Here is a 25,237-nt window from a genome sequence, read left to right as displayed (position 1 = left end):
ATAAGTGCTCCGCAAGGGTTTGCTGCAAAAAAAAGGGACGACGTCGCGCAAGGGGAAGTGCGGACGTCGTCGTTGCAGCGGAAATCAGTGCATCGGATGTCGGGACGGACGTTCGTCAGGCGGGCGTCATGCCTTCGTCGCGCGCGGCGTGCCGTGTGTCATGCCGACGATCTTGCCCGCCCGCACACGACGCGCGAGCGCCGTGACCGCCGTGATGCTGAGCACGGCCGTGGCCATCACGTAGAAGCTCGGTGCGAGCTTGTTCTGCGTGGCGTCGATGAGCCAGGTCACGATGAGCGGCGCGAAACCGCCGAAGAGCGTGACCGAGAAGTTGTACGACAGGGCCAGACCGGTGCCACGCGTGCTCGTCGGGAAAATGTCCGCGAGCAGCGCGGGCAGCGGTGCGAGGCTCACGGCGATGAGCAGGCCGACGAGCGCCTGCACCATCAGCAGCGTCTGGAATGTCGGGTAACGGTTGAGCAGTACGAACAGCGGGTACGTTGTCACGCCCACGGCAATGAGCGCCCAAAGCATGACGCGAATGCGGCCGAAGCGATCCGACAAATGGCCCACGACGGGTGCGGCGATCATCAGCATCACACCCGTCACCACAGCGCCGATGAACGACGACGTGGCCGGGATGTGCAGTTGCTTGACGGCGTACGTCGGCATGTAGAGCTTGTGGACGTAGTTGAACGCGGTCGCGGCCGCCACGACACCGGCGCCGAGCAGCATGTTGGCGCGATCGCGTCCGAACACTTCGCGAAGCGGGGACTTCTCGCGCTGCTTCTCGCCGAGCTTCTTGAAGTCGGCGGTTTCGTCGATGTTGCGGCGGATATAGAGACCCACCGGCCCGATGAGCAGGCCCACGGCGAAGGCAATACGCCACCCCCATGCGCTCAGTTGGTCGGCGGTGAGCAGCAGGCTCAGCAGTGCGGAAACGCCGGCGGCGAGCACCGTCGCGAGACCCTGCGTGGACATCTGCCAGCTGGCAAAGAAACCGCGCCGCTTGGCGTCGGCGTGCTCGACCATGAAGGCCGTGGCAGCGCCGAACTCACCGCCTGTCGAGAAGCCTTGCAGCATGCGCGCGACGATGATCATGAGGGGCGAGAGAATGCCGATCTGCTCGTAGGTCGGTGCAAACGCGATCATGGCCGTGCCGACCATCATGAGGCCGATGGACACCGTGAGCGACGCCTTGCGGCCCGCCCGGTCGGCATAACTGCCGAGGATGATCGAGCCCAGCGGACGCGTGACGAACGAGATGCCGAACGTGCCCACGGAGAGCAGCAACGACGTGGTGGCGTCGTGCGCGGGGAAGAACAACTGACCGATCACGATGGCGAAGTAGCCATAGATCAGCAGATCGTAGAACTCGAGTGCGTTTCCGATACTCGCCGCGCAGATCTCGCGCCACGGGTTATGGGGCTTGGTGTTACCGGTCATTCCTGGCTCCTGGAGGCTCGCTGGCGTTGAAAATCGGTGTGTGGACGGCCTGTGGGCGCGCCGAGCGCGCGCATGGCCGTCTGCCAGTCTCAGGAAGCGGAGTGTAGGCGGCGCAAAATGGCACTTCGTGCCGATTCGGCACGCAAAGGTGCTGATTGGAGCGGATGGGCACCAGCTTGATGCAAAACAATGAACTCCGTCACAGGATCCAGCGCCTGCCGCCCCTCAATAGACACCGAGAAATTCCCCCGCGGTACGCGCGGACGCGTCGAGCCGGTCAGCACCTTGCCATTTACGACGATCATGTCGTGCGCCCGTGCGCGTGCGAATGACATGCCGTCAAAACGGCGCCGCACGTTGTCATTGTCAATGGATGGCGACGATACTCGTCGCCGAGATCACATCACAGGCGTGAATCTGCTGATCCTTAGCTTTGCGATGCGGGAGGGAAGTCCAAAGTCGTGTCGTTGACGCGATTGAAGATATTGGTCGTCAGGATTGCGGTGACTGCGAAGATGGCTTCCGTCACCTGCACATCGCTATATCCCGCTTGGCGGACGCTATCCAACGTGATTTGGGGTACCGTTCCCGATGTGCGTACCAGCGTCAGCGCAAACTTGACGAGAGCATCGATCTTTGCATCGGCGCTCAGACCACCGGCGCGTAGCTCGCGCATCTGCTCTGCGGTATAGCCTGCCATTTTGCCCGCCAGTGTGTGTGCAGCGAGGCAATAGTCGCAGCCGCTGTTTTCGCTGATGGCAAGGTTGATCGCTTCCAGTTCCTTCGCCGACAGTGCACCACTTGATTTCAGGGCCGCGTTGACGGTCAGCAACGATTGGAGCGCGATGGGCGATTGCGAACCGATGGTCGCGTATGCATTCGGCACTTTGCCAAGGCCGCGCTTGATGCTGGTAAAAAGCTCTGCGGTCAGGCCGGTAGCGGATGCAACATCGATCGTAGACATGCGAGTCATCTTTGGGTCCTTTTCTAAAAGAGTTTCACTGTTCATCTGAGTTGCGTCGGAAAAATCAGTCAGATTTAAGGAACGCCGCCGCTCATATGCAACTGCTGCAACCCTAATGGAAACAAGAATTCGTTGGGAGAGCCTTCGGCAAACACAGCTTTCGGTCAGGCGTAACAATCCATCCGGGCGTATCAACTTGCTCGTTGATGGAATTTTTTGATTGGAGGCCGTGACGTGACTATCGCGAGGAAACCTGAGGGGGAGAAACGCATAAAGTCGAACGAAAACCGTCATTCGTCAACAATCCCGATGAAAAATGACGGTTCTCAAGGACCTGAATTCCGTTATCGCGTGCGTGTGGGGGACGTAGGACCCGCAGTTGGATTTTTCGCTTCAGCAACGCGGGATTCGGCGCCCCGCAAATCGGCAAGATACGCGCTGCTATCCCTATCAGGGTCATAGCCCGCAGCCTCGATCTTCATGAGCTTCCTTTGCACTTGTCCGCACGTGACCGGGACCGGCTCCTATGCGGTCTGTGCAATGGCGATCAGCGCAGTCGTCACGGCGATGCCGAAGATCATGCTGCAAGTAATGGGATGTGCGTTCACGGAATCCGAAGGTCCACAAAGGAAGCGGGCGACCGTCCCGCTACAGCTTGTTAGGCGGCAACGGGGGTCCTGGCATCTCGGCGCAATTCTTGAGGGCTTACGCCATAGGTGCTGACGAAGACCTCGCGGAGGTGGCTGCGATCACGAAATCCGGTTTCTCGCGCGATGACTTCCAGGGGGTGCCGGCCGCGCTCGATCATGGTGCGTGCCGTTTCGATGCGTAGCCGTTTCACCGCCTTTGCAGGGGATTGGCCCGTTTCAGACTGGAAGATGCGCAGGAACTGCCGCGTACTAAGATGCGCGGCGCGAGCCAGTTCTTCTACCCGCAATGGTCGCGCCAGGTTCTGGCGCGCATATTCGAGCGCAGTCTGGATGCGGTCCGATTTCGGCGCGAGCTTCAGCATTTCGGACTGCTGGGACTGGCCGCCGGCGCGGCGCTGGTTCATCACCATGACGCGCGCGACTTTGGTCGCCACTTCATTGCCCAGGTCCTTCTCGACCAGACCGAGCGCAAGGTCCATGGCAGCGGTCAAACCTGCCGACGTCCAGATGGATCCATCCATGACGAAGATGTGGTCGGGTTCGATCTGTGCGCTGGGGCAGCGTGCCTGCAACACGTCGGCGTAGGCCCAATGGGTTGTCGCGCGCTTGCCGTCCAGCAGGCCGGCGTCGGCCAGTACGAATGCGCCGGTACAAAGCCCGGCAGTCCGGCGCGAACGTTCCGACGCCGCGCGGACAAAAGCCAGTTCCGCAGCAGTGCTGGAGCGCTGGGTCGGATCGACGATGCCACTGATCATCCAGGTATCGGCTTCGGTGCTCTTGTGAATGGGTTCAGTCCTGACAGAGACACCCAGCGACGCCTGCACGTCTCCCCCCGACAGCGAGTAGTTGGTCACGGCGTAGACGCGCTCGCGGGCCACGACGTTGGCGAACTCGAACACGGATTGTGTCCCGATGGCCATGACCTGAAATCCGTCCGTCAGAAAATACCCGATTCGATGCATCCGCTCCACCGCGCTGCTGTCCGAAAAGCCGGATTATAGAAGGAGCGTGAATTATATGCCGGCCGGAAGAAAATCGGCATGGGTCCATTGTGGCGTGCGCCGTACTGGACGCCTCAGCCTCTTCAGGCTGGCGGGCAGGTGGCGTCCAACTTTGTTCGCCTTTCGTCTTCATACCTCGGAAGGGAACAGGGTGTCTGGCAACTTTCCAGCGCCGAAGACAGCCAGTCGACAAAGACGCGTAGCGCCATCGATTCACGTGTCCGGCACGCATAGACGGCATGGATCGGTTTAGCTCGCGGGCGGCAATGCGCGAGTACTTCCTTAAGCCGTCCGCTGGCAATGTACGGCATTGCCACGGCGTCCCAAACCTGAATGACCCCGCCATTCTGCAAGCCATATTGAAGAAGCAGATCCATGTCGTCGAAGGCGATGGATTCAGGCAGGGGGTGCCGAGTGCTGCGGCCGTCCAATGCAAAGCTGAATTCCCACGGTCGGCCGTCGCCTTGATGGGAAGCGTGCGCCGTGCAATGCGCTGACAAGCTCTGCACCGTATCGGGGCATCCATGCCGGGAAACATAGACGCGGCTCGCTACCGTGATCAGATGGTAAGTGCCAACCTGACGGCTGAAATGGTACGAATCCTCCGGTTCGCCCAGTCGAACCGCACAATCTATGCCATCGCGGATCAAGTTCGAGGAATGCCGCGGTGTGGAAATCTGCAGGCTGACATCCGGATACTGGAGGCGGAATAGGGCTATGTCGGGCATCAACTGGCGCGCAATGTCGCCCGGCAACTCCACGCGTAACCTGCCACTCGCCTGTTCCGCAGCCGATCCGATCTTGGATTTGAGGTCGGTGATGTCGAGCAGAATCTTGAGGCAATGCTCGTAGAAGGTCATGCCGGCGGCCGTCGGCCGAACCTGGCGCGTCGTACGGTGAAGCAGTTTTACTTGCAGATGGAGTTCAAGTTGCTGGATCAGCAAGCTTGCGGACGCCTTTGGAATGCCCAGAAGATTGGATGCGCGCGTGAAATTTTCGCATTCGACGATCCGCGCAAAAACCTCCATCGCTTGTAGCATGCGTTCCATGGAACTTACCTCGTGTGTCACCTTTTGATGATTGTTCGAGTGTATGAGCGGCCGCATCGATGCAACAGTCGCAATTGGCGCATGGTGCGCGACACATTCGTATAGGTCCCCTACTTTGGCGAGGCTGTCGTATCAGGAGGCGGTGTTCAAAACGCGAGACAGCCAGCCGACCAGGTCGTCGGGGTCCACCGGCTTGTCGAGGATGCAGACTGCGCCATGCTGCCTGGCCTCTTCTCGGCAATGCGGCGTGGCATGGGCGGTAACAAAGATGCAAGGCGTATGAAGGCCTGCGGCGCGGAGCTGGCGCAACAGTTCGACGCCGGAAATGGCTTCCAGCGCGATATCGCAGATCAGGCAGTCGTAGTCACTGTTGCTCGGATGGGCCATGAAGCCTTCCGCAGAGGAGAAGAAGGCTGCGCCCCAGCCGAGTGAACGAATCAGCGCGCCGGTGGATCTACGAACGGATGGTTCGTCATCGATGACACAAACAATCTTGGCAGGCACGGGCATCAGCGTCAGAACGGGCAAAACATCGGAGAAGCGCCTTGCATCGGTGAGGGCGCGTGACGGGACATTAGCGCAATCGCGGTACGGGGACACTTATACGGGAGTATCGCGTTGCATACACCATCGCACATCGGGTTTGCACCGAAGGGTGTCGCGATGCCGCGCTTGCCAACGGAATGAGCGCCACAGCCGCCGGCGCCTGAGGCTATACATTCGTATAATTGCCGACACAATCGCTGCATGGCATTGCTACCATGGCGGACGCAGACCCGCCGCAACAATATTCCTCCCTATGCGCCATCCCGATACCGACGTTTCCGCGCGTCCCTGCAAAATCGAACCGGGCGAAAGTGAACGTGTGGAATCCACCAGCCAGATCTTGGACGAGACCTTTCGCTTCGCGCCGATTCCCATCCTTGTGGAAGATTGGTCCGGCATACGGCAGTGGGTCGATGAGCGCAAGGCAGAGGGGGTGCAAGATCTCGACGGCTATCTGGACGAAAATCCCGCGGCGATCCAGCAGTTGCGCGACTGCCATCACCGCTTCGTGGATGCCAACGACGCAGCATTGAAGTTGTTCGATGCCGCTTCGCGCGAAACGTTCTTCGCCGCGGCAAAGGCACTGCTACCGGCCAGCCGCCCCAGCAATTCGAAGGTACTCAAGGCCATGTTCGATGGTGAGACCGCCTGCCAGGGGGAACGTACCCTCACATCGCTGACTGGCCGGACGATTCCAATCGTGTGGCGTTGTTCGCTGCCAACGGACCCCGCCCGCTATACGCGGCTGCACTTCTACGCATTCGATATCTCCGAGTATCAGGAGAACATCAACCGCCTGCAGGTCATGCGTGCGGAGATGGCGCGCGCGGGACGCATTGCACTGGTGGGACAACTGGCAGCATCGATCACGCACGAGATCAGCCAGCCGCTGTCTGCCACGAGGACATCGATCGAAGCCGCTGCGCGATGGCTCGATCGTGATGAGCCCGATATCGCAGAAGCTATGGCGTCCGTAAGTGACGCGCGGCGCTGGGCACGGGATGCCACCGACATCTGCCACAGGCTGCGCGGATTCATGACGCATACGCCCGTGCAGGCGCGATTGCAGTCCGCAGCCGAAGTGGTGGCATCGGCGATCTACCTGATCTTGCCAGAAGCGCGAGCCAAGGCCATCGAGGTCGAGACGTCGGTGGACGAGGGCCTGCGCGTGCTGGTGGATCGTGTGCAACTACAGCAGGTACTGGGCAACCTGCTGCTGAACGGCATACATGCCATCGCAGCCACGTCGGACGCACGGGCGCGCAAACTGACCGTGCACGTCGAACCGGAGGGTGATGCCAGCCTGCTGTTCAAGGTGATGGACACCGGCCATGGCATCGATGCCGCGTCGCACGAAACACTGTTCCAGCCGTTCTCCACATCGAAGTCGGAAGGCATGGGCGTGGGACTCTCCATTTCCAAATCCATCATCGAAGCGCACGGTGGACGCATCTGGGCCGAATCGGTCGAGGAAAAAGGCGCGACGCTGTGCTTCACCCTTCCCGGCGCAAAGGCCTCCGTCGCATAGTCAGTAGCGCACGCGCGTCTGGTGATGCTGTAGCGCCCTCACCGCCACGATAGCGCCCAGGGCCGCGGCCGAAATTGTCCAGGCTGCGGCCATCTGGCTTTCCGCCCATGCGTTCCATGTGGCAATCAGTGCCGGGGCCGTGCCGCCGAACACCGCGACACCGACTGCATAGATAAAGGAAAGCGATGTGGCGCGCGACGTGCTGCGCACTGTCGACAGCAGCAGGGCGACAGTCGGCCCGGCGGCCAGGCAACTCGCCGCCGTCACGGCGACAATGCCAGCGACAAAGAAGCCATTGCCCAAGCCATGCACTGCAGCGAGATAGGTGGGCACCGCGGCGATGATCGAAGCCAGCCGCGCCCAGATGACGACGGTGGCGTATCCGAGACGATCGGCAAGCCATCCACCCACGATAGATGCTGCGGACGTGATCGCGCCCAGCGCGATCGTTACGAGAAACGATTGCCCCAGCGTTGGCATGGTGCCCGCCATTTCGAACGGGGCAGTGAAGGTGGCGACATAGGTTGGCACGGTGCCGCCTGCGATCAGGAGTGTCCCGAGTGCAAGGACTTTCCAGCCTTGCAGGCGCCCGACATCAACCTCCGCGGTAACCGGCCGCGGCATGTCGCGAGCCAACAGGCGCCGACGCAACAGCACTTGGACCGGAATCATCATGACCGCGAGAAAAAAAGGGATTCGCCATCCCCATGCGTCGAGCTGCGCGGCGGTAAGCAAGTCATTCATCAGGAGGCCACAAGCGCCGATAGCCAGCAACGCGATTCCCTGCCCGGCAAGCAGCCAGCCGCAGTAGAGGCCGCGGCGCGCCGGCGCACAATGTTCGATCAGGTACGCACCTGCCGCGCCAATTTCTCCGCCAATGGCGAATCCCTGAAGCATCCGGCAAGCCAGCAGCAGAAGCGGTGCGGCAACGCCCAGGACATCGTAGCCTGGCAATAAAGCCATGCCAAGCGTGCCCGAAGCGACTAGTGTGATGTTGAGCACCAGCGCGGGCTCGCGTCCCGCGTGATCGGCATAGGCGCCCAACACCAGCGCACCGATCGGACGCATCAGAAACCCCGTGGCAAAGGTGCCGAACGCGGCCAGCGATGCGACACCGGCATCGCCGTGCGGGAAGAATGCCGCGCCGATGAAGCGCGCAAACGTGGCATAGGCGAAGTACTCGAAGAACTCGAGTGCATTGGCAAGGACTACCGTCGCCAGCGCGCGGGGATTTAATGTGTTTGTCACGGACAAGGCGCTGTGCTAGCGGGACAGCGGCTCGATGCCAAGCACTTGCGCCTTGCGCACCAGATCGGCAACGGAGCTCGATTTCATCTTCTTCATGGCGGTGCCGCGATGGACCTTGACGGTAATCTCGCTGATGCCGATGCCGGCTGCAATCTGCTTGTTCAATGCGCCGCCGACGACGTAGGCCAGCACCTCGCGCTCGCGCGAGGTCAGAGATTCGTAGAGTTCGATGAGGGCGCTGCGCTGGTAATCGGCCTCAAGCCGCTTCTTGTCCTGCGCCAGAGCGGCCGTGACGGCATCGATAACGTCCTGCTCGGCCAGCGGCTTGAGCAGGAAATCAGCGGCGCCCGCTTTCATCGCCTTGATACAGATGCTCACGTCTGCAAATCCCGTCATGAAGATGATGGGCATCTGCTGGTGGGCCTTCTCCTGCTGCTGAAAGAACAAGCCGCTCTCTCCGCGCAGGCGAACGTCTAGCAGCATGCAGCTGGGTCCGGCATTCTTCTCCGACGCCTTGAATGCCGCCGTACTGTCGAAGCTACGGACCGTGAATCCCACGGAGCGCAGGAGGTTATGCAGTGACGAGCGGGTGGATTCCTCGTCGTCGATGATGTAGACGACTGAAGTCGCATCCTGGCTTTGTGCATTACTGGACATGCATCAATTCACGGGTTTGGTAAGACTGTCGAATCGCGTTGGCAAAGCCGTGATTGCAAGCGTCACGGTCGCGGCGATTGTCGCATAACCGTCCCGCGCAGGTTGGCCGAAAATGGCCGCAAAAACACCTGTCAAAGCGGATCACGCAACGTCTCCCGTGCACGATTGTTCGGGTTGAATGGAAATACTGTTCACGCGTCCGCGCTTTATCCGCTCTGGCTTTGCGGCTAACTTTCATATCGAAGCAGCGCTCGGAAATGATGCTGCCGATGGGTGAGCACGACGCTCCTGGATGGGTTTCGATGTCCGAAAACCTCACGATAAATGTCGTTTCCGATGGATCGGAAAAGGGCAATGATGGGGGCTGGGATACGTGTTCGCGTCGCATCGATGGTCAATGCAAGGTTGGACAAAATGAATACTTCAATGGCCGAAGCCTCGGCAAGCCTTAACGCCAGAACCCGGTTCGTCGACGTGCCGGGGCGGCGTCTCGCCTATCGCACGATCGGCAGCGGCAAGCCGATTGTCCTCTGCGTACGATTCCGCGGCACCATGGACGCTTGGGACCCGCTGTTCCTGGATAGCCTGGCGAACCAGGGCTTCCAGGTGACGGTGTTTGACTACAGCGGGCTGGGACAATCAACAGGCAATCCGACCTATCAGCCTGCGGCACTAGCCCGCGATGCGATCGATCTCATCACTGCGCTCGACCTGGGCAGCGTCATCATTGGCGGCTGGTCGGTGGGTGGCATTGCCGCGCAGCTTTTGATGACGATGGCACCACAGCTCGTCAGCCACACGGTGTTGATCGGCACCACGCCGCCGGGCAATCTGGTCAAGGTCGGCGAAGCGCTGTTCTACACGCTGGCGAAGCGCGAGAATGACTTCGATGACTTTGTCAGGCTGTTCTTCGAGCCATCCTCGGCGCAGAGCACGGACGCCGCCAGGCGGACTGCCGATCGGCTTGCTGCACGCAAGCTCGACCTCAGCCCGGAAGTTCCGTGGCAGTGGGCCGGAACCCAGCTTGGCGATGGTCCAAAGAATCCGGTCTTTCCAGTGGATGCCGTGCTTGAGGCGCTCAAATCCACCCGCATCCCTGTCCTGCATATCGGGGGCGATCACGACATCGTATTCCCGGTGGAGAACTGGTACGCGCTCAACAACCAGTTGCCGACCTTGCATCTTGTGACCTTTCCGCGCGCCGGACACGGGCCACAACTCCAGTATCCCCAGGCATCCGCGCGACATATCGCCGCGTTCGTCGACGCCCACGTATAGCGGAATCCTGTTGATCGTCGGCGCGTCAACGCGCCACTCAAGTACTTCGAGAGCCCTGCCTCGAAGGGGATTGTCTCGCCCTCCTAGTAGCAAACCAAGCAGAAGGTAAATCATGTCTGACCTGATCCATTTCGTCATCGATGCCGCAGGCGGTCTCGAACGCTTCCAGAGCTTCAAGCGCGTCTCCGCGCATCTGCACCACACTGGCATCCTGTGGAACCTGAAACAGCGCGTAGGTGTGCTGACGGATTCGCACGTCACGGTAGACCTGCACACGCAACGGGTCTCGCATGAGCCGTTCGCACCGACCACCGATCATTCCGTTTTTACGCCGGATCGCGTTGAAATCCGACAAGCAGACGGCACGCTCGTCGAGTCGCTCGATCGTCCTAGAGCATCGTTCGCCGGTTTTGAACTCGAAACACCGTGGTCGAATCCTCAACTGGCGTATTTCGCGGGCTACACGATGTGGACGTATCTGACGTCGCCGTTCGTGCTGCGCCATCCCGGTGTGGTGGCAACCGAAATCGAGCCGTGGGTGGTCGACGGCCTGTCCTGGCGTCGTCTGCGTGTGACGTTCCCGGATTCGGTGGCGACGCATAGCGCGGAGCAAACCTACTACTTCGACGCGGACGGACTACTGCGCCGTCACGACTACGAAGTGGACATCCAGGGCCGCAATGCAGCCGCTCGCTACCTCAGTGATTATGTCGAAGTGCAAGGCATTCGCATGCCGACTCGCATGCGTATCTATCCGCGCACGCCAGAGAATCTCGCGATGCCTGAGCCGCTGATCGTAGGCGTGGACCTTTCCGACTTCCACTTCGAGTGAGGCCATGACGATGACTGCAAATCAAACCTATCGCGCTGCCGTAGTCGTGGCACCTGGCAAGTTGTCGATAATCGATCGGCCGATCGAGGCGCCCGGCTTCGGACAAGTTCGCATTCGCGTGGAGGCCTGTGGTGTCTGCCACTCGGACAGTGCGACGGTTGCCCGCGCTCCGGCCAATCCGGAGCACGGGCTGACTCCCGGTCATGAAGTCGTGGGCCGCATCGAAGCGGTCGGCAGCGGCGTCGAGGGCTGGCATGTAGGCCAGCGTGTGGGCGTAGGCTTTCTCGCCGGCGAAGACCGGACTTGTCCGTCGTGTCGCCAGGGCGACGTGGTGAATTGCCAGAGTCCGGTAATCACGGGCATGACGACCAACGGCGGCTATGCCGAAAGCATGCTGGCAGAAGCACGCGGCCTCGTGCGTGTGCCGGATGAGCTCGACGCCGCTGAAGCGGCGCCGCTGCTGTGCGCTGGCCTGACTACGTTCAACGCCTTGCGCAATGCGAATGCACGGGCTGGCGATGTGGTGGTGGTGCATGGGCTTGGCGGCCTGGGTCACCTCGCCGTGCAGTTCGCGCGCAAGATGGGTTTCCATACGGTGGTGATTGCGCGGGGCGCAGACAAGGCGGAACTCGCGGCTCAACTCGGTGCGCATCGCTACATCGATTCCGAAAGTGAAGATGCGGTGGGGGTACTGCGCAGCCTGGGGGGTGCAAAGGTGGTATTGGCGACGGCACCGACCGGCGCTGGCATGTCCTCTCTCATTCCGGGATTGGCGGCTCGCGGCCAATTGATCGTCGTGGCTGTGCCGGGAGATCCTCTCTCGTTGACCGCTACGGACCTCGTGTTCGGTGCGCGCGCCGTAGTGGGTGCACTGACCGGTACGGTCTTCGACAACGAGCAGACGTTGGCCTTTGCCAATCTGCAGGACATTCGTCCCATGATCGAAACGTTCCCGCTGGAACAGGCTCAGGTTGCGTACGATCGAATGATGCGTGCCGATGTGCGGTTCCGCGCGGTGCTGGTCATGCCGGCCTACGACGGCCCCTCTGCCGCTTGAAGGAGGCAACGATGACACTCATGACTTCCTCGAATGCCTCGACCCAGTATGTCGAAGCGGGTGGCGTGCGCTATGCGTATCGCCGCTTTGGCAACACCAATGGCGGGCTGCCGCTGCTTTGCCTGCAGCATTTCACGGGCACCCTCGACAACTGGGACCCGGCCATCGTCGATACGCTGTCGGCGGATCGCGAAATCATCCTGTTCGAGAACGCCGGAGTCGGTAGATCCGGCGGCGCCGTACCGGCATCGATCACAGCGATGGCGGAGCATGTCCTGCAGTTCGTTACTGCGATCGCACTGTCGAAGTTCCATATCCTGGGCTATTCGCTCGGCGGATTTCTGGCGCAAGAGATTGCCATCGCAAAGCCTGATCTGGTTGAGCGCATGGTGCTTTCCGGTAGCGCACCCGAAGGCGGGAAGGGAGCCGGCATGGATCGACCGGAACTGGTCGCCATCTATACGGATGCCCAGATGCCGATGCAGGAGAAACTCAAACGGCTTTTCTTCCCGGAGACGCCCGAGGGCAAGCAAGCCGCAGAAGCCTTCGTGAACCGCCTGGCATCGCGAACCGGCGAAGCCGATCTACCGGCCAATGCCGAAGTCGCGCCGGCGCAGCTTGGCGCAATGATCGCCTGGGCGAACTGGCCGGGCGATGTGGCGCGCAAGCTGGCAACGATCCCGCATCCGGTGCTGGTTACCAATGGTGACAACGACACCATGATTCCCACGCGAAACAGCTTCGTGCTCGCGGAGGGCTTGCCGAATGCCACGTTGATCATCTATCCGAACGCTGGTCACGGCGCGCTGTTCCAGTATGCGTCCACGTACGTCGCACACGTGCGCGAGTTCCTGCGTGGCGCCTGAGCGCGCTGCATTTCCCTTTCGAGGAGTCAAGCAGAATGAAAGCGATTGTTTACGAGAAGGCCGGCCTGCCGATCGATGATCCGCGCGCCCTGTACGAAATGGAACTGCCCCGACCGGAACCGCAAGCGCGTGACCTACTGGTCAGGATCGAGGCAATTGCCGTGAATCCGGTAGACAGCAAGCTGCGTCTCGGCGTGCAACCGAATGGTCCTCGTGTACTGGGCTGGGATGCGGTAGGCACCGTGGAAGCGGTCGGCGAGGCGGTGGAGCTGTTCAAGGTGGGCGACAAGGTCTGGTATGCGGGCGATATTACGCGACAAGGCAGCTACGCGGAGTACGGACTCGTGGACGAACGCATTGCCGGCCATTGCCCCAAGTCGTTGAAGGCTGCCGATGCGGCAGCCCTGCCGTTGACGAGCATTACCGCCTGGGAACTGCTGTTCGATCGTCTGCGCATTGCGGAGGGCGGTGCCCACGGACAAAGCCTACTGGTCATTGGCGCCAGTGGCGGCGTGGGCTCTATCCTTGTCCAGTTGGCACGCCAGCTCACGGGCCTGACTGTGATCGGCACGGCGTCGCGACCCGAAACTCGGAAGTGGGTAACGGATCTGGGTGCGCACCTCGTAGTCAACCATAGCCAGCCCCTGCAACCGCAGCTTACGGCGATGGGCATTCACCAGGTGGACCACGTCATCAGCCTGACTCATACGGACAGCTACTACGCGCAGATTGTGGAACTGCTCAAGCCGCAAGGTCAGTTGGCACTGATTGACGATCCCGCCACGCTGGATGCGATGCCTCTCAAGCTCAAGTCGATCTCGTTGCACTGGGAGTTCATGTTCACACGTTCGATGCACCGTGCGGCCGACATGGTCGAACAGCACAGACTGCTCGACCGTGTGGCTGCATTGCTCGATGAGGGAGTACTCAAGACCACGGTTGGCGAACACTATGGCGACATCACGGTCGATAACCTGCGTCGTGCGCACGCAGTACTGGAGAGCAGCAAGGCCGTAGGGAAAATTGTCCTTGCACGTAGCTGAACCAAGCGATCCGGGCTCGTCCGCCGGGCCTGGCACGCAGTCCTTTATGGACCGGCGGCGGCACCGGGCGCGCGACGATTGTCGAGGCCCCCTGGTGGACCATGGAGGCCGCCTTGCAGGGCGGCAGGGCCCTCCACTTACGAACCAGGAGTTGGCAGGATGACTTCGACGATAGTACAGACAAACCTTTCGGTGACACACGTCAGCGAGATCTTCGAAATTGCGCCGGATGAGTTCTGCTGGCTGTTCGAACAACAACTTGGAAAGCTGGATCACGGCGCGTTGGAGTTGATGTATCAAGATCCGGCCGCCGCAGAAGCGCGGATCGCGGAGATGGAAGGTCCGCACGGACTGATGCTGTTCGACAAGCTGGATCACGGCGTCCTGTTCGCACTGGGCGGCGAGCCACGCGTTTCCATCCGCTATCACATCGGCAATCCCCTCGTGGCGTGGCGCATGACGCGGCATGATATGCGCGCCGCGTTGTACGCGCCGCTGACCTTGCTCGTCTTTAGCAATGGTGACCAAGTCACGCAGGTCGAGTACGACCTGCCGTCATCGCTCTTTAGTCGGTTCGGGGATGCCGTCGGCGCCGTTGGCAAGGTCCTCGATGAAAAGCTGCGGGCGATATTCAGTGCATTGGCAAACCAAGAGGCACGATGACTTCGCCGACGACGAAAGGGTTCTCGATTCCGGCGTCCGCTATGGGCATTGTGCTCGGCATGGCCGGTCTATCGAACTGCTGGCGAATTGCCCACACGTTGTGGGGCATCAGGGCAACGGTATCCGATGTGCTGTTTGCAGTTACCACGTTTATCTGGGCGGTGCTCGTGCTCTCATTCGTCGCCAAATGGCTCGCGCACCGCGACGAGGCACTCGCCGAAGCCCGGCATCCGGTAGCCTGCTGCTTTATCGGTCTGATACCGGTGGCGACGCTGTTGGTCGCGGTCTGGCTGCACGGCTTTGCGCCGGCGATTGGGACGACCTTGATCGTCATCGGCGTGGTTGCCCAACTGGCCTTCTCGACGTTTCGCAGCGGAGGCATGATGCGCGGCGGCCGCAAGCTTAGTGACACTACCGCGGTCATGTATCTGCCGACGGTGGCGGGCAACTTTGTCTCCGCGATGGCCGTGGCCTCGCTTGGTTGGATGGATCTGGCCAAACTTTTCTTCGGGGCTGGACTGTTTTCATGGTTCGCCCTGGAGTCGATTATCACTTATCGCCTTTATCTGGGCGACGAACTGGCGCCTGCGGTTCGGCCGACGCTTGGTATCCAGCTTGCGCCGCCAGTGGTCGGTGCGACGGCATATCTTGCGGTGACGGGCGGCAGGCTTGACTGGCCTTTCTGTGCAATGGTCGGCTACGGATTGCTGCAACTGCTGTTCCTGTTGCGGCTCTCACGTTGGTTTCTGGTATCTGGCGCGACACCCGGGTTCTGGGCGTTCAGTTTTGGGATCACGGCGTTGGGGCTTTCGTGCATGCGTGCAGCAACCCTTGCGCCGGATTCCCTGTTCGCGAGCATTGCATTGCCGGTGTTTATCTTTGTCAATGTGGCAATCGGCTCGTTGATCTTATTGACGCTGGGGCTTCTGCTGAGAGGGCGCCTGTTTCGTCGAGCTGGTTGACCGATGGAAGAGCGGATGGACATCGCTGAGACAGTAGAAATTGTGTAGGTGCGACACGCTGCACGATCACCTGTTCCATGTACCTGTTCGTGTGTAAAAGATGGCATTCCTTTCCATCCCTATGAAGGACATTGGAAGGAAGCTTGTTGGTAGAACCGAAAAAATGCACGCGCAATGCTCCAGAGGCAGGGCCGCACATCAATAGACTCTTATGAAAAAGCTCACGACATCTTTCGGCGCGCCCGTCGTCGACAACAACAACATCCAGACGGCTGGCCAGCACGGCCCGGCGTTGCTCCAGAATGTCTGGTTCCTGGAAAAGCTCGCCCATTTCGACCGCGAAGTCATCCCCGAGCGTCGCATGCATGCCAAGGGGTCAGGCGCCTATGGCACGTTCACCGTCACGCACGACATCACCAAATACACGCGCGCCAACCTGTTCTCCGAAATCGGGAAGAATACCGAGTTGTTCGTGCGCTTCTCGTCGGTGGCCGGCGAACGCGGCGCTGCCGATGCCGAGCGCGACATCCGTGGCTTCGCCGTCAAGTTCTATACTGAGGAAGGCAACTGGGACCTGGTGGGCAACAACACGCCGGTGTTCTTCCTGCGCGACCCGCTCAAGTTCCCCGACCTGAACCACGCCGTGAAGCGCGACCCGCGCACAGGCATGCGCAACGCCGAGACCAACTGGGACTTCTGGACCAGCCTTCCCGAGGCTTTGCACCAAGTCACCATCGTGATGAGCGACCGCGGCATTCCGCGTAGCTGGCGCCATATGCACGGCTTCGGCAGCCATACTTACAGCTTCATCAGCCAGGACATGCAGCGCTACTGGGTGAAGTTCCATTTCGTCACCCAGCAGGGCATCCAGAACCTGACCGACGCCGAGGCGGCCGAGGTGACCGGGCAGGACCGCGAGTACCATCAACGCGACCTTTACGAAGCCATCGAGCGCAAGGAATTCCCGCGCTGGAAGCTGTTCGTGCAGATCATGCCTGAGGCCGACGCCGGCAAGTATCGCTACAACCCCTTCGACCTGACCAAGGTCTGGTCGAAGAAGGATTACCCGCTGATCGAAGTGGGCGTGATGGAGCTGAACCGCAATCCGGAGAATCATTTCGCCGAGGTGGAACAGGCCGCGTTTGCGCCGTCGACGATAGTGCCGGGCATCGGCTTCTCGCCGGACAAGATGCTGCAAGGTCGCCTGTTCTCGTATGGTGACGCCGCGCGCTATCGCCTGGGGGTGAACCATCACCTGATTCCTGTGAACGCGCCGAAGGCCGCGAAGTACGTCAACAGCTATCACCGCGATGGCCGTGGCCGTACCGACGGCAACGCGGGCGGCACCATCGGCTACGAGCCGAACACGCGCGGCGAGTGGGCCGAGCAGCCGGACTTCCGCGAGCCGCCGCTGTCGGTGGAAGGCGCGGCCGACCACTGGAACCACCGCGTCGACGACGACTATTTCTCGCAGGCCGGCGACCTGTTCCGACTGATGTCGCCGGCCCAGCAGCAGGCGCTGTTCGACAACACGGCCCGCGCCATCAAGGGCGTGTCCAAGCCCGTGCAGCAACGGCACATCGACCACTGCACGCAGGCTGAGCCGGCCTACGGCGCCGGTGTCGCGGCCGCCATCGAGAAGATCGAAGAGAAGTAATCATCCCTGGATGACTCGCGATCGTTGTACTAACCGGATCTGCGCGCCGGGAGCGCGGACCCGTACACCGATGGCGCCAAGGTTGCAAGCCTGCCCCGTACACCGACGGTTCGCGCAAGACGCAAAAGTAAGGGCCGGTTTCGGCGTCATCAAATAACTTCAATCATTTTTTTCAGGAAAAGCTCATGTCGAACATCGTCCTCCAACAAAACGCTGAACAACTGGATCAACCGGGTGCCGCGCGCCGCAAGCTGCTGGTCGGCAGCACGGTGGGCGCCGCCGCCGCATCGGTGGCTTCGATCGCCGCGCTGACGCCGGCCGTCGCCCAAGCCGCGCCGGCCGCCGGCCACCAGTCGAAGCAGGGTCACTTCGTGACCGTCAAGGACGGCACGCGCATCTTCTACAAGGACTGGGGTTCGGGCCGTCCGGTGGTGTTCTCGCACGGCTGGCCGCTCGATGCCGACGCCTGGGACGCCCAGATGCTGTTCCTGGTGCAGAGGGGCTTCCGCGTGATCGCTCACGACCGCCGCGGCCATGGCCGCTCGGACCAGCCGGCCCAGGGCAACGACATGAACACCTACGCCGATGACCTGGCCGCCGTACTCGATGCGCTGGACATCAGGGGCGCCACGCTGGTCGGCCATTCCACCGGTGGCGGCGAAGTCGCCCGCTACATCGGCCGCCATGGCACGAAGCGCGTGGCCAAGACCGTGCTGATCGGCGCTGTGCCGCCGACCATGGCCAAGAGCGCCGCGTACCCGAACGGCCTGCCGCTGGAAGTGTTCGACAACATCCGCAAGGGCGTTGCCGAGAACCGCTCGCAGTTCTACAAGGACCTGGCCACACCGTTCTTCGGCTTCAACCGCCCCAACGCCAAGGTATCGCAGGGCACTGTCGACGCGTTCTGGGCGCAGGGCATGGCCGGCGGCATCCTGGGACAGTACCTGTGCATTAAGGAGTTCTCGGAAGTGGACTACACCGAGGACCTGAAGAAGATCGACGTACCCACGCTGATCCTGCATGGCGACGACGACCAGATCGTGCCGATCGACAACGCGGGCAAGCTATCCGCCAAGATCGTCAAGAATGCCACGCTGAAAGTCTACCCTGGCGCCTCGCACGGCATGTGCGTGGTCAACGCCGACCAGGTCAATGCCGACCTGCTGGCCTTCCTTGGCACCTGAATCCCGCAGGTGCACTAACGCCATGTGCGAAACGAATCGGTCGTGATCGGCGGGCCCGCGGCCGGCTCTCCAGTTTCATCTTCTCCGCCGAGTTGGACCGCCAATAGTAGTGGGAACGCGATCGTAAGGTCGCGTTCCCGGTGTCTCCCGAGACACCGGATCTTTTGCCCTTCTGAGCGTTCGAGCAAGCGACGCTTCGGAGTCAATTGTTTCACATCACTTTGTGCCCGGATCCGCTTGCTTCGGTGCAAACGCAACCTGCTATTCCGTATTAGCTAGCGTTGGCCAGCGCTTCGGAACTGTCGTGGTTGCACCCCATTCTGGCGCTTGAACGCAATCGAGAACGCGGCTTCGGATTGGTTTCCGACCTGCCACGCGATACGACCGACCGATTGCGACGTCTGCGCAAGCAGCCGTGCAGCCTCCTGCATGCGAAAACGCGTGATGTAGCTGAACAGCCCCTCCCCTAGCTCGTGCTGTGACGCGGCGATCAGACGAGAGCGCGACGTTCCCGCAGCGCTCGCCAGTGTCTCCAGCGTCCACGGTCGTGATATGTCGCGATGGAACTCTCGCAATGCCATCGCCACGCGCGAATCGTCGGGCAGCGACACCCATGCGGGCAAGCGCGGCGTGTGAGACGCAATGTAATGCCGAATGATGTCGATCACGATCAACTCGGCCTGACGCACGGCGACCGATCGAAACCCCGGGCGCTGGCATGTCAGTTCCTCGCGAATCACGTCGGTCGCGCGGCATAGCCATGCAGGCAACTCGTTGAAGTTCAGCAAGAGGACGTCGGGTAACGCGTCGAACAGCGATGTGCTTACGCCCTTGCTCGGAGCCATACCGACGAAAAACGTCGACGTGATGCCCCGGTCGGGCGATTCGCCGAAGGCACGCGTCTGAAAGCGATCGACGTGATCTTGCCTTGCGTCTCTCGGGCGAAATCGGCCCTGCTCACGCTGGATTTGTGACTCACACGCTTGACGACAACACTCAGGAGACGAGATGAAACTCGCCATGTTCCGCGAAGGCGGCAGAGATCGCATCGGTGTCGTCCAGGCCGACACGATCATCGACGTGACGGCCGGGCTACCCGCGCACTCGCCCGAACTCATCGACTGGTTGCCGGGCATGGACACGTCGTGGCAAATACTGGCAATGCTCGCGCAGCAGTCGACTGTGCGCCTGCCGCTCTCGACCGTGCGGCTGCTGCCCCCCGTTCGTCGGCCGGCCGCATTTCTGGCGATCGGTGGCAACTACGAATCGCATATCCGTGAAATTGCGCATCTGAACGTTACGGTAGGCGAGCACCAGATATGGTTCAACAAGCAGGTCTCGTGCATCACAGGCCCGTATGACGATCTCGTTGTCCCGGAGGGCATGTCGACGCTCGACTATGAAGTGGAGCTCGCCGTTATCATCGGCCGCCCCTGCCGCAAAGTTTGCGCGCGCGACGCTGCGAAGTACATCGCCGGATACACCGTCTCGAACGACGCCAGCATCCGCGAGCGCCACGGCCGGAGTCCCACCATCACGCTTGCGAAATCGTTCGACTCGCTCGGGCCGTTGGGGCCGTGGATGGTCACGGCCGACGAGATTCCGGATCCTCACTCGCTTCAGGTCCGCACATGGGTCAACGGCGAACTCCGCCAGGACGGCAACACGGCGGAAATGCGCTTCAACATCTTTGAGCAAATCGAAGAGCTCAGCCATGCCATGACGCTGCAACCGGGCGACGTGTTGGCGACCGGTACGCCTGCCGGCATTGGCGCGACGCGCCAGCCGCCTCTCTTCCTGTTGCCGGGCGACGTCGTTCGCATGCAGATCGAAGGCATCGGAGAGATCGAAAACCGAGTGGTCGCCTCACGTCCCGAAAAGGACTGAAAACGGCCGATCACCGCTCCCGGAGATTTAGCGGGACAAAGTTCTACGGTGACTCTGGCAAGAGTTCCACGACGTCGGTCCGCCTGCCGGGCGGCATTGGCGAATTCGGCCTGCTGTATGTCTATCCGTTCCAACTGTTCGGAGGAACGCTCGGCACCTCAGTAGCGACCGGCTTCGGATGGGGCAATATCACGGTCAATGGGAAGCGCCAGAACTTCAAAGGCATGAACGATCTGTACACGGACGTGCTGACGTGGAGCAAGCACCTTGGTCCGGTCGATGCAGGCATGCCGCGCGGATTGACGGTCAAACTTGACTATTCGATGGTCATTCCGATCGGCAAGTACAACACGACGGATCTGTACACCACAGGCCAGAACACCTACTACTACATTCCGAATGCGGCGCTGACGTATCTGACCGGCCCCAACGCGCTGGGCGACGGTACCGAGTTCAGCGTCCACTTCTTTCTGGATGTGGCCGGCAAGAACACCGCGAGGAACTACACGAACGGGCTCGTGGCAGATGTTGACGTTGCCATCAGCGAAATCATCGGCCGGTGGCAAGTGGGCGTGGCCGGTTACTACGCCCGGCAATTCACCGACGACAAGATGAACGGCCAGCCGGTGCCGGGCGGTAACCGGTTTGCAAGCGCGGCGGTCGGCCCCGCCGTCGCCTACAACATTCCCGAGTGCAAGTGCAGCATCAAGTTCAAGGCGCAGTTTTCCGTGTTCACGCGGAATTCACTCGCGCCTAATGCCGCCTATTTGTTTGTCAACAAGGCATTCAATTAGACGGCACAAGCCGCTCCCGAGGATGGCGGACCGCCGGGTCAACCGCCACGACAACGACGTCGCAGAGCGTTTCTCAGGGCATTGAAAAAAGAGCGAATCGAACGGCGGATCTATCCGAATCAGCGCACCGAATCCAGCACTTCGCTGTTTTTCTGGACGTCCTGCGCCTTCGTATAGCTCTCGATCAGCAATTGATAGGCCGGGAAAATCTTCGTGTAGATCTCGGCCCATTGCTGCGCGTCGTCCCGGTGCCAGGTTTTCTGCAGCTCCGAAGCCACGGCGGCCGTGTCCATGGGCACCACGCCAGCCTGCACCACGCGCGCAAGCGTAATCTCCTGCGCCATCTTCGAATACGTGCCGGAGGCGTCGATCACCGCGAACACCTTGTAGCCGTCAGCCACAGCTGAAATGGACGGAAACGCCATGCACACGCTGGTAATCGTGCCCGCGATGATCAGCGTTTTGCGGCCCGTTGCCTTCACGGCAGCGACGAATTCGGGGTTGTCCCACGCGTTGATCTCGCCCTTGCGCGCGATGTACTGGGCGTGCGGTGCGTTCTCGTGAATCTCCGGAATCAGCGGGCCGTTCGGGCCCTGCGGAACCGAAGCCGTCGTGATGACCGGTAATTTGCACAGCGTTGCCATTCTGGCAAGCGCCGCCGCGCGCTGGCGCAGTTCAGGCATGGGCATGTCGCCCACGGTCTGGAACAGGCCGCTTTGGTGATCGATCAGCAGCATGGCCGTGTCGGCGGGGTCGATGACGGGGCGCTGGCCGTTGAAGTTGGCGGGTTGGCTCATGATGTAGCTCCTTGGTATGCGAGGTGCGGATGCACCGGGAATATGTCCGCCGTCGGAGGCAAGGCGCATCGACGGCGGGCGAACGATCAATGGAAGGCGGGTTAGAAAGCCGGGTTAAGCGGCAGGACCTGGCGCAGGCTCGGCGAAGTGCCCGCTGTTCAGATCCGCGATCGCCTGAGCGATTTCCTGCTGGCTGTTCATGACGAATGGCCCATAGCCGACGATGGGTTCATCGATGGGCTCACCGGCCAGCAGAAGCACGACGGCATCCGTGTTGGCTTCGATGCAGACCCCGCTGCCGAGGCGCTCAAGCACCACCATCTGGGCCTCGCCCGCCAGGGCGCTCGTGTTCACCCGCACCGTGCCGCGCAGCACGACCAGCGCGGCATTCCATCCCTGCGGAACCGGCAATTCGGCAACGCCACCCTGTTTCAGACGCAGATCCCAGACGCTCAACGGGGTAAAGGTGTGCGCCGGGCCGCGCTGGCCGTCGTACTCACCGGCAATCAGCCGCACCGTTCCGGCATCGCGAGGCAGTGCCAGCGCCGGAATATCGCGCTGAGCGATGGCCTGATAGCCCGGCCGGGTCGTCTTGCTACGCGCCGGCAAATTGACCCAGAGCTGCACCATCTCGAGCGGGCCGCCCGATTGCGTGAATCGCTCCGAATGAAACTCTTCGTGCAGGATGCCGCTACCCGCAGTCATCCACTGCACGTCTCCGGGACCGATCACGCCACCCTGACCGGTGGAATCGCGATGCGCCACTTCCCCTTCGTAGACGATGGTCACTGTCTCAAAACCGCGATGCGGATGCATCCCGACGCCGCGCGGCTGACTGGCCGGGTTGAAGTGTGCCGGGCCGGCATAGTCCAGTAGCAGGAACGGGCTGAGCTGCTTGCCGTGGCTTTGATACGAGAACAGCGAGCGAACGGGAAAACCGTCGCCGACCCAGTGCTGGCGCGGTGCGCTGTACACGCCCATCACGTTTTTCATGTGTCTCTCCTAATGCGTTGCGGGCCGGCGATACCGGCGCCTTGTGAAGAAGCATAGGAGAATCGCAACGTTGCTTGTAGACTGCGATTTGCGGTCTCACAGTCCTATTTTTAGAACGATGGCGGCGCAAACATGCAAGACCTCAATGACCTCTACTACTACGTGCAGGCGATTGATCACGGCGGGTTCGCCCCGGCAGGCCGGGCGCTGGGCATGCCGAAATCCAAGCTCAGTCGCCGCATTGCCATGCTCGAGGAACGACTCGGCGTGCGCCTCATCCACCGCTCGACGCGTCAGTTTTCGGTAACCGAGATCGGCCGCACGTATTACGAACACTGCAAGGCCATGCTGGTCGAGGCCGAAGCCGCGCAGGACGTCATCGACATGAGTCGTGCGGAGCCGCGCGGGACCCTGAGAATCGCCTGTCCGATTGCGTTATTGCAAACACGGGTCGGCACGATGCTCGCTGAGTTCATGGCGAGGCACCCTTACGTGACGATCCATCTCGAGGCCACGAACCGCCGCGTGGATGTCGTTGCCGAGGGCGTCGACATGGCGATCCGGGTTCGGCCGCCGCCGTTGCAGGACAGCGATCTCGTTGTCCGCGTGCTGTCCGAGCGCACGCAGTGCCTGATTGCCAGTCCGCTGTTGATCGAACGCCACGGCATGCCCGCCTCACCGGCGGAATTGGGGGACTGGCCGAGCCTGGGGGTCGGACAGCCGCAGGCTGACCATGTGTGGAAGCTGTTTGGCCCGGATGGCACTTCAGCGGATATTCACCACCGACCGCGCTTCGTAACCGGCGACATGATCGCCATTCGCAACGCAGCGATCGCAGGCGTAGGCATTGCCCATTTGCCGACCATGATGGTGACGGAGCATCTGGCGGACGGCTCGCTCGTCCGGCTGCTGCCGCAATGGGCGCCCAAGCCTGAAATCCTGCATGCGGTGTTCCCCTCTCGGCGCGGCTTGCTGCCTTCGCTGCGGCTTCTGCTCGATCATCTGGCAGCAGCGTTCGCACAAATGGAGGAGGAGTAATAATTCATTCGCACGCCAATTGGATGGGCTCGCTCCGCTCGACGACCTGCGCGTTCAGAATCGTGAGCACGCCGTTGACGACAGCTTCGAAATGCCCCGTTTTGTACTGACTGAACTTGCCGGGCAATATCCATCGTTTATAGCTGCAGGGCAGAATATAGCCGGATAGATCGGGAACCAGAACCTGTGCGTCGACCGCCGAGATTCGGTACGTCAGATCGACTACCTTGGCTCGATAGCCTTTGGGGTTGATGAGGTGCAGTTGGGCCCTGCCATCGTCCGTGGTTTTCAGCTGTGCCAGCAACGCTACCGGGCGTTCCCCCATACTTTCGACAAACACCGGCAACGAGTATCTTGGCGTTACGGCGGCTGGCGGATTCGTCGTGGCGTCGATGATGAGTCGGAATGCCCGCTCCCGTTGTGTCGTGGCGTTGTCCCGTCGGATAACGCGCAAGCGCTGGCGTGCACCGGGCGCGATATCGGCTCGAGGCGGACTCACGCCAACGTCGCTCGTGGGCTTCAGCAGTTCATCCCCTTCGACCTGATTCCACGAAAAAATTTTCGCCGTCACGTGGATGGACTCAGGCCCATGATTGCGAATCCAGATCGATGTGCTGGACTCGGAGAGGTCAACCGTCACAGGCTCGATCTGCAAATCGGCGCCATGGACGACGTTGCCCAGCAAGCAGGTCACGACGAACATCAGGGCTCGGTATCCGGTCATCAAAACACCACGGTAACCGTCTGCGTCGACGGCTCCTGACGGTCCTTCGGCACCGGCTGGGACGTTTGCGGCAACGCGGGCTCTGGCTGAGCGTCCGGGGGGAGTACTACGGTCTTGTTGACACCTGGCGAGCACGACACCGATGGCGTGTCCCGCGCGCCACCCGTACGAACTTCGCACCGTTCAACCAGTGTCATGGCAACCTGGAATTGAGTGGCAGACGTTCCGGCTTGACTCGACGCCATCAGACAGAGCAGCGCGACGCCCAGCACACCGGAAGGCGTGGTGGTACGGTCGAAATACCGCAGAGCACTGCAACGAGCGCGCGAATGATCCATGTCGAATTCGTTTCTGCGCAACGTATCGTCACGCT

25 protein-coding genes are annotated in these 25,237 nt (G+C 61.2%); 13 read left to right on the top strand and 12 right to left on the bottom strand.

Translation table 11 applies throughout. The features are described 5' to 3' along the window. Positions 1-126: 126 nt before the first annotated feature. From PCA31118_RS09610 to PCA31118_RS09590, 5 genes are all read right to left on the bottom strand, one after another. Positions 127-1,446 (bottom strand): MFS transporter, encoded by a 1,320-nt coding sequence (locus tag PCA31118_RS09610; RefSeq protein ID WP_150624980.1) that lies wholly within the window; start codon positions 1,444-1,446, stop codon positions 127-129. 427 nt (positions 1,447-1,873) lie between these two features. Beyond that, positions 1,874-2,419: a carboxymuconolactone decarboxylase family protein gene (locus tag PCA31118_RS09605; protein WP_150625197.1), complete on the bottom strand. Its 546-nt coding sequence runs from the start codon at positions 2,417-2,419 to the stop codon at positions 1,874-1,876. Positions 2,420-3,068: 649 nt separating this feature from the next. Continuing rightward, a complete protein-coding gene (locus tag PCA31118_RS09600; RefSeq protein ID WP_150625196.1) occupies positions 3,069-4,022 on the bottom strand; it encodes a GlxA family transcriptional regulator in 954 nt (317 codons plus the stop codon). A 122-nt stretch (positions 4,023-4,144) separates the two neighbouring features. Continuing rightward, entirely contained in the window at positions 4,145-5,110 is a 966-nt protein-coding gene (locus PCA31118_RS09595; protein WP_174990410.1) for a LysR family transcriptional regulator, read from the bottom strand. A 132-nt stretch (positions 5,111-5,242) separates the two neighbouring features. After that, positions 5,243-5,614: a response regulator transcription factor gene (locus tag PCA31118_RS09590; RefSeq protein WP_174990409.1), complete on the bottom strand. Its 372-nt coding sequence runs from the start codon at positions 5,612-5,614 to the stop codon at positions 5,243-5,245. On the opposite strand from PCA31118_RS09590, the gene PCA31118_RS09585 reads away from it, so the two are divergent. Further along, the gene (locus PCA31118_RS09585) at positions 5,496-7,184 is read left to right on the top strand and encodes a sensor histidine kinase (RefSeq protein WP_246190150.1); all 1,689 of its coding nucleotides are present in this window, start codon (positions 5,496-5,498) and stop codon (positions 7,182-7,184) included. The two genes, PCA31118_RS09590 and PCA31118_RS09585, sit on opposite strands and share 119 nt — an antisense overlap. Here PCA31118_RS09585 and PCA31118_RS09580 read toward each other — a convergent pair whose 3' ends face one another. Both PCA31118_RS09580 and PCA31118_RS09575 read right to left on the bottom strand, forming a co-directional pair. After that, positions 7,185-8,432: an MFS transporter gene (locus PCA31118_RS09580; protein WP_174990408.1), complete on the bottom strand. Its 1,248-nt coding sequence runs from the start codon at positions 8,430-8,432 to the stop codon at positions 7,185-7,187. It lies immediately after the preceding gene. Between the two features lie 15 nt (positions 8,433-8,447). Next, complete coding sequence (locus PCA31118_RS09575; RefSeq protein WP_150624976.1) at positions 8,448-9,089, bottom strand: response regulator transcription factor; 642 nt, start codon at positions 9,087-9,089, stop codon at positions 8,448-8,450. Positions 9,090-9,515: 426 nt separating this feature from the next. Here PCA31118_RS09575 and PCA31118_RS09570 point away from each other — a divergent pair, with 426 nt between their 5' ends. The 9 genes from PCA31118_RS09570 to PCA31118_RS09530 all read left to right on the top strand — a co-directional run bounded on the left by PCA31118_RS09570 (position 9,516) and on the right by PCA31118_RS09530 (position 18,631). Next, positions 9,516-10,367: an alpha/beta fold hydrolase gene (locus PCA31118_RS09570; protein ID WP_150624975.1), complete on the top strand. Its 852-nt coding sequence runs from the start codon at positions 9,516-9,518 to the stop codon at positions 10,365-10,367. Between the two features lie 112 nt (positions 10,368-10,479). Beyond that, the gene (locus tag PCA31118_RS09565; protein ID WP_150624974.1) at positions 10,480-11,199 is read left to right on the top strand and encodes a hypothetical protein; all 720 of its coding nucleotides are present in this window, start codon (positions 10,480-10,482) and stop codon (positions 11,197-11,199) included. Between the two features lie 10 nt (positions 11,200-11,209). Beyond that, entirely contained in the window at positions 11,210-12,256 is a 1,047-nt protein-coding gene (locus tag PCA31118_RS09560) for an alcohol dehydrogenase catalytic domain-containing protein (protein WP_150625194.1), read from the top strand. 11 nt (positions 12,257-12,267) lie between these two features. Beyond that, positions 12,268-13,122 (top strand): alpha/beta fold hydrolase, encoded by an 855-nt coding sequence (locus PCA31118_RS09555; RefSeq protein ID WP_150624973.1) that lies wholly within the window; start codon positions 12,268-12,270, stop codon positions 13,120-13,122. Between the two features lie 35 nt (positions 13,123-13,157). Next, positions 13,158-14,165, top strand: coding sequence for a zinc-binding alcohol dehydrogenase family protein (locus PCA31118_RS09550; RefSeq protein WP_150624972.1), 1,008 nt, complete (start codon positions 13,158-13,160; stop codon positions 14,163-14,165). A 159-nt stretch (positions 14,166-14,324) separates the two neighbouring features. Then, entirely contained in the window at positions 14,325-14,828 is a 504-nt protein-coding gene (locus PCA31118_RS09545) for a DUF302 domain-containing protein (RefSeq protein WP_150624971.1), read from the top strand. Further along, positions 14,825-15,790, top strand: a complete 966-nt coding sequence (gene tehA, locus PCA31118_RS09540; RefSeq protein ID WP_150624970.1) for a dicarboxylate transporter/tellurite-resistance protein TehA — start codon at positions 14,825-14,827, stop codon at positions 15,788-15,790. Before PCA31118_RS09545 ends, tehA begins: the two co-directional genes overlap by 4 nt. A 211-nt stretch (positions 15,791-16,001) precedes the next feature. After that, positions 16,002-17,447 (top strand): catalase, encoded by a 1,446-nt coding sequence (locus tag PCA31118_RS09535; protein ID WP_150624969.1) that lies wholly within the window; start codon positions 16,002-16,004, stop codon positions 17,445-17,447. A gap of 185 nt (positions 17,448-17,632) precedes the next feature. Next, positions 17,633-18,631, top strand: a complete 999-nt coding sequence (locus tag PCA31118_RS09530) for an alpha/beta fold hydrolase (RefSeq protein WP_150624968.1) — start codon at positions 17,633-17,635, stop codon at positions 18,629-18,631. 275 nt (positions 18,632-18,906) lie between these two features. Here the strand turns inward: PCA31118_RS09530 and PCA31118_RS09525 are convergent, their stop codons facing one another. Then, a complete protein-coding gene (locus PCA31118_RS09525; RefSeq protein WP_343043273.1) occupies positions 18,907-19,653 on the bottom strand; it encodes a helix-turn-helix transcriptional regulator in 747 nt (248 codons plus the stop codon). Between PCA31118_RS09525 and PCA31118_RS09520 the strand changes: the two genes are divergently transcribed. After that, positions 19,640-20,518: a fumarylacetoacetate hydrolase family protein gene (locus PCA31118_RS09520; protein WP_150624966.1), complete on the top strand. Its 879-nt coding sequence runs from the start codon at positions 19,640-19,642 to the stop codon at positions 20,516-20,518. The two genes, PCA31118_RS09525 and PCA31118_RS09520, sit on opposite strands and share 14 nt — an antisense overlap. Further along, positions 20,515-21,312 (top strand): SphA family protein, encoded by a 798-nt coding sequence (locus PCA31118_RS09515; protein WP_150624965.1) that lies wholly within the window; start codon positions 20,515-20,517, stop codon positions 21,310-21,312. Before PCA31118_RS09520 ends, PCA31118_RS09515 begins: the two co-directional genes overlap by 4 nt. Positions 21,313-21,431: 119 nt before the next feature. Here the strand turns inward: PCA31118_RS09515 and PCA31118_RS09510 are convergent, their stop codons facing one another. Next, positions 21,432-22,109, bottom strand: a complete 678-nt coding sequence (locus tag PCA31118_RS09510; RefSeq protein WP_150624964.1) for a hydrolase — start codon at positions 22,107-22,109, stop codon at positions 21,432-21,434. Positions 22,110-22,223: 114 nt separating this feature from the next. Continuing rightward, positions 22,224-23,102, bottom strand: coding sequence for a pirin family protein (locus PCA31118_RS09505; protein WP_150624963.1), 879 nt, complete (start codon positions 23,100-23,102; stop codon positions 22,224-22,226). A gap of 132 nt (positions 23,103-23,234) precedes the next feature. Between PCA31118_RS09505 and PCA31118_RS09500 the strand changes: the two genes are divergently transcribed. After that, positions 23,235-24,140 carry a LysR family transcriptional regulator gene (locus tag PCA31118_RS09500; protein ID WP_150624962.1) on the top strand — a complete coding sequence of 302 codons (906 nt, stop codon included), beginning with the start codon at positions 23,235-23,237 and terminating at the stop codon, positions 24,138-24,140. A gap of 4 nt (positions 24,141-24,144) precedes the next feature. Here the strand turns inward: PCA31118_RS09500 and PCA31118_RS09495 are convergent, their stop codons facing one another. Further along, positions 24,145-24,843 carry a fimbrial biogenesis chaperone gene (locus tag PCA31118_RS09495; RefSeq protein WP_174990406.1) on the bottom strand — a complete coding sequence of 233 codons (699 nt, stop codon included), beginning with the start codon at positions 24,841-24,843 and terminating at the stop codon, positions 24,145-24,147. A 20-nt stretch (positions 24,844-24,863) separates the two neighbouring features. Further along, positions 24,864-25,202, bottom strand: a complete 339-nt coding sequence (locus PCA31118_RS09490; RefSeq protein ID WP_150624960.1) for a Csu type fimbrial protein — start codon at positions 25,200-25,202, stop codon at positions 24,864-24,866. Between the last annotated feature and the right edge of the window lie 35 nt (positions 25,203-25,237).

Origin of the sequence: Pandoraea captiosa, assembly GCF_902459775.1 — a bacterium.
Taxonomy (GTDB): Bacteria; Pseudomonadota; Gammaproteobacteria; order Burkholderiales; family Burkholderiaceae; genus Pandoraea; species Pandoraea captiosa.
The sequence above is the reverse complement of the archived record's forward strand: the minus strand, read 5'-3'. Positions and strand labels throughout refer to the sequence as shown.

What these genes read in the sequence shown, in the direction of transcription:
- PCA31118_RS09490 (WP_150624960.1), bottom strand. Translation starts at nt 25,202, where the DNA reads ATGGATCATTCGCGCGCTCGTTGCAGTGCTCTGCGGTATTTCGACCGT.
- PCA31118_RS09520 (WP_150624966.1), top strand. Translation starts at nt 19,640, where the DNA reads ATGAAACTCGCCATGTTCCGCGAAGGCGGCAGAGATCGCATCGGTGTC.
- PCA31118_RS09585 (WP_246190150.1), top strand. Translation starts at nt 5,496, where the DNA reads ATGAAGCCTTCCGCAGAGGAGAAGAAGGCTGCGCCCCAGCCGAGTGAA.
- PCA31118_RS09575 (WP_150624976.1), bottom strand. Translation starts at nt 9,089, where the DNA reads ATGTCCAGTAATGCACAAAGCCAGGATGCGACTTCAGTCGTCTACATC.
- PCA31118_RS09545 (WP_150624971.1), top strand. Translation starts at nt 14,325, where the DNA reads ATGACTTCGACGATAGTACAGACAAACCTTTCGGTGACACACGTCAGC.
- PCA31118_RS09605 (WP_150625197.1), bottom strand. Translation starts at nt 2,419, where the DNA reads ATGACTCGCATGTCTACGATCGATGTTGCATCCGCTACCGGCCTGACC.
- PCA31118_RS09535 (WP_150624969.1), top strand. Translation starts at nt 16,002, where the DNA reads ATGAAAAAGCTCACGACATCTTTCGGCGCGCCCGTCGTCGACAACAAC.
- PCA31118_RS09565 (WP_150624974.1), top strand. Translation starts at nt 10,480, where the DNA reads ATGTCTGACCTGATCCATTTCGTCATCGATGCCGCAGGCGGTCTCGAA.
- PCA31118_RS09560 (WP_150625194.1), top strand. Translation starts at nt 11,210, where the DNA reads ATGACTGCAAATCAAACCTATCGCGCTGCCGTAGTCGTGGCACCTGGC.
- tehA (WP_150624970.1), top strand. Translation starts at nt 14,825, where the DNA reads ATGACTTCGCCGACGACGAAAGGGTTCTCGATTCCGGCGTCCGCTATG.
- PCA31118_RS09555 (WP_150624973.1), top strand. Translation starts at nt 12,268, where the DNA reads ATGACACTCATGACTTCCTCGAATGCCTCGACCCAGTATGTCGAAGCG.
- PCA31118_RS09500 (WP_150624962.1), top strand. Translation starts at nt 23,235, where the DNA reads ATGCAAGACCTCAATGACCTCTACTACTACGTGCAGGCGATTGATCAC.
- PCA31118_RS09550 (WP_150624972.1), top strand. Translation starts at nt 13,158, where the DNA reads ATGAAAGCGATTGTTTACGAGAAGGCCGGCCTGCCGATCGATGATCCG.
- PCA31118_RS09510 (WP_150624964.1), bottom strand. Translation starts at nt 22,109, where the DNA reads ATGAGCCAACCCGCCAACTTCAACGGCCAGCGCCCCGTCATCGACCCC.
- PCA31118_RS09600 (WP_150625196.1), bottom strand. Translation starts at nt 4,022, where the DNA reads ATGCATCGAATCGGGTATTTTCTGACGGACGGATTTCAGGTCATGGCC.
- PCA31118_RS09610 (WP_150624980.1), bottom strand. Translation starts at nt 1,446, where the DNA reads ATGACCGGTAACACCAAGCCCCATAACCCGTGGCGCGAGATCTGCGCG.
- PCA31118_RS09495 (WP_174990406.1), bottom strand. Translation starts at nt 24,843, where the DNA reads ATGTTCGTCGTGACCTGCTTGCTGGGCAACGTCGTCCATGGCGCCGAT.
- PCA31118_RS09595 (WP_174990410.1), bottom strand. Translation starts at nt 5,110, where the DNA reads ATGGAACGCATGCTACAAGCGATGGAGGTTTTTGCGCGGATCGTCGAA.
- PCA31118_RS09525 (WP_343043273.1), bottom strand. Translation starts at nt 19,653, where the DNA reads ATGGCGAGTTTCATCTCGTCTCCTGAGTGTTGTCGTCAAGCGTGTGAG.
- PCA31118_RS09530 (WP_150624968.1), top strand. Translation starts at nt 17,633, where the DNA reads ATGTCGAACATCGTCCTCCAACAAAACGCTGAACAACTGGATCAACCG.
- PCA31118_RS09505 (WP_150624963.1), bottom strand. Translation starts at nt 23,102, where the DNA reads ATGAAAAACGTGATGGGCGTGTACAGCGCACCGCGCCAGCACTGGGTC.
- PCA31118_RS09570 (WP_150624975.1), top strand. Translation starts at nt 9,516, where the DNA reads ATGGCCGAAGCCTCGGCAAGCCTTAACGCCAGAACCCGGTTCGTCGAC.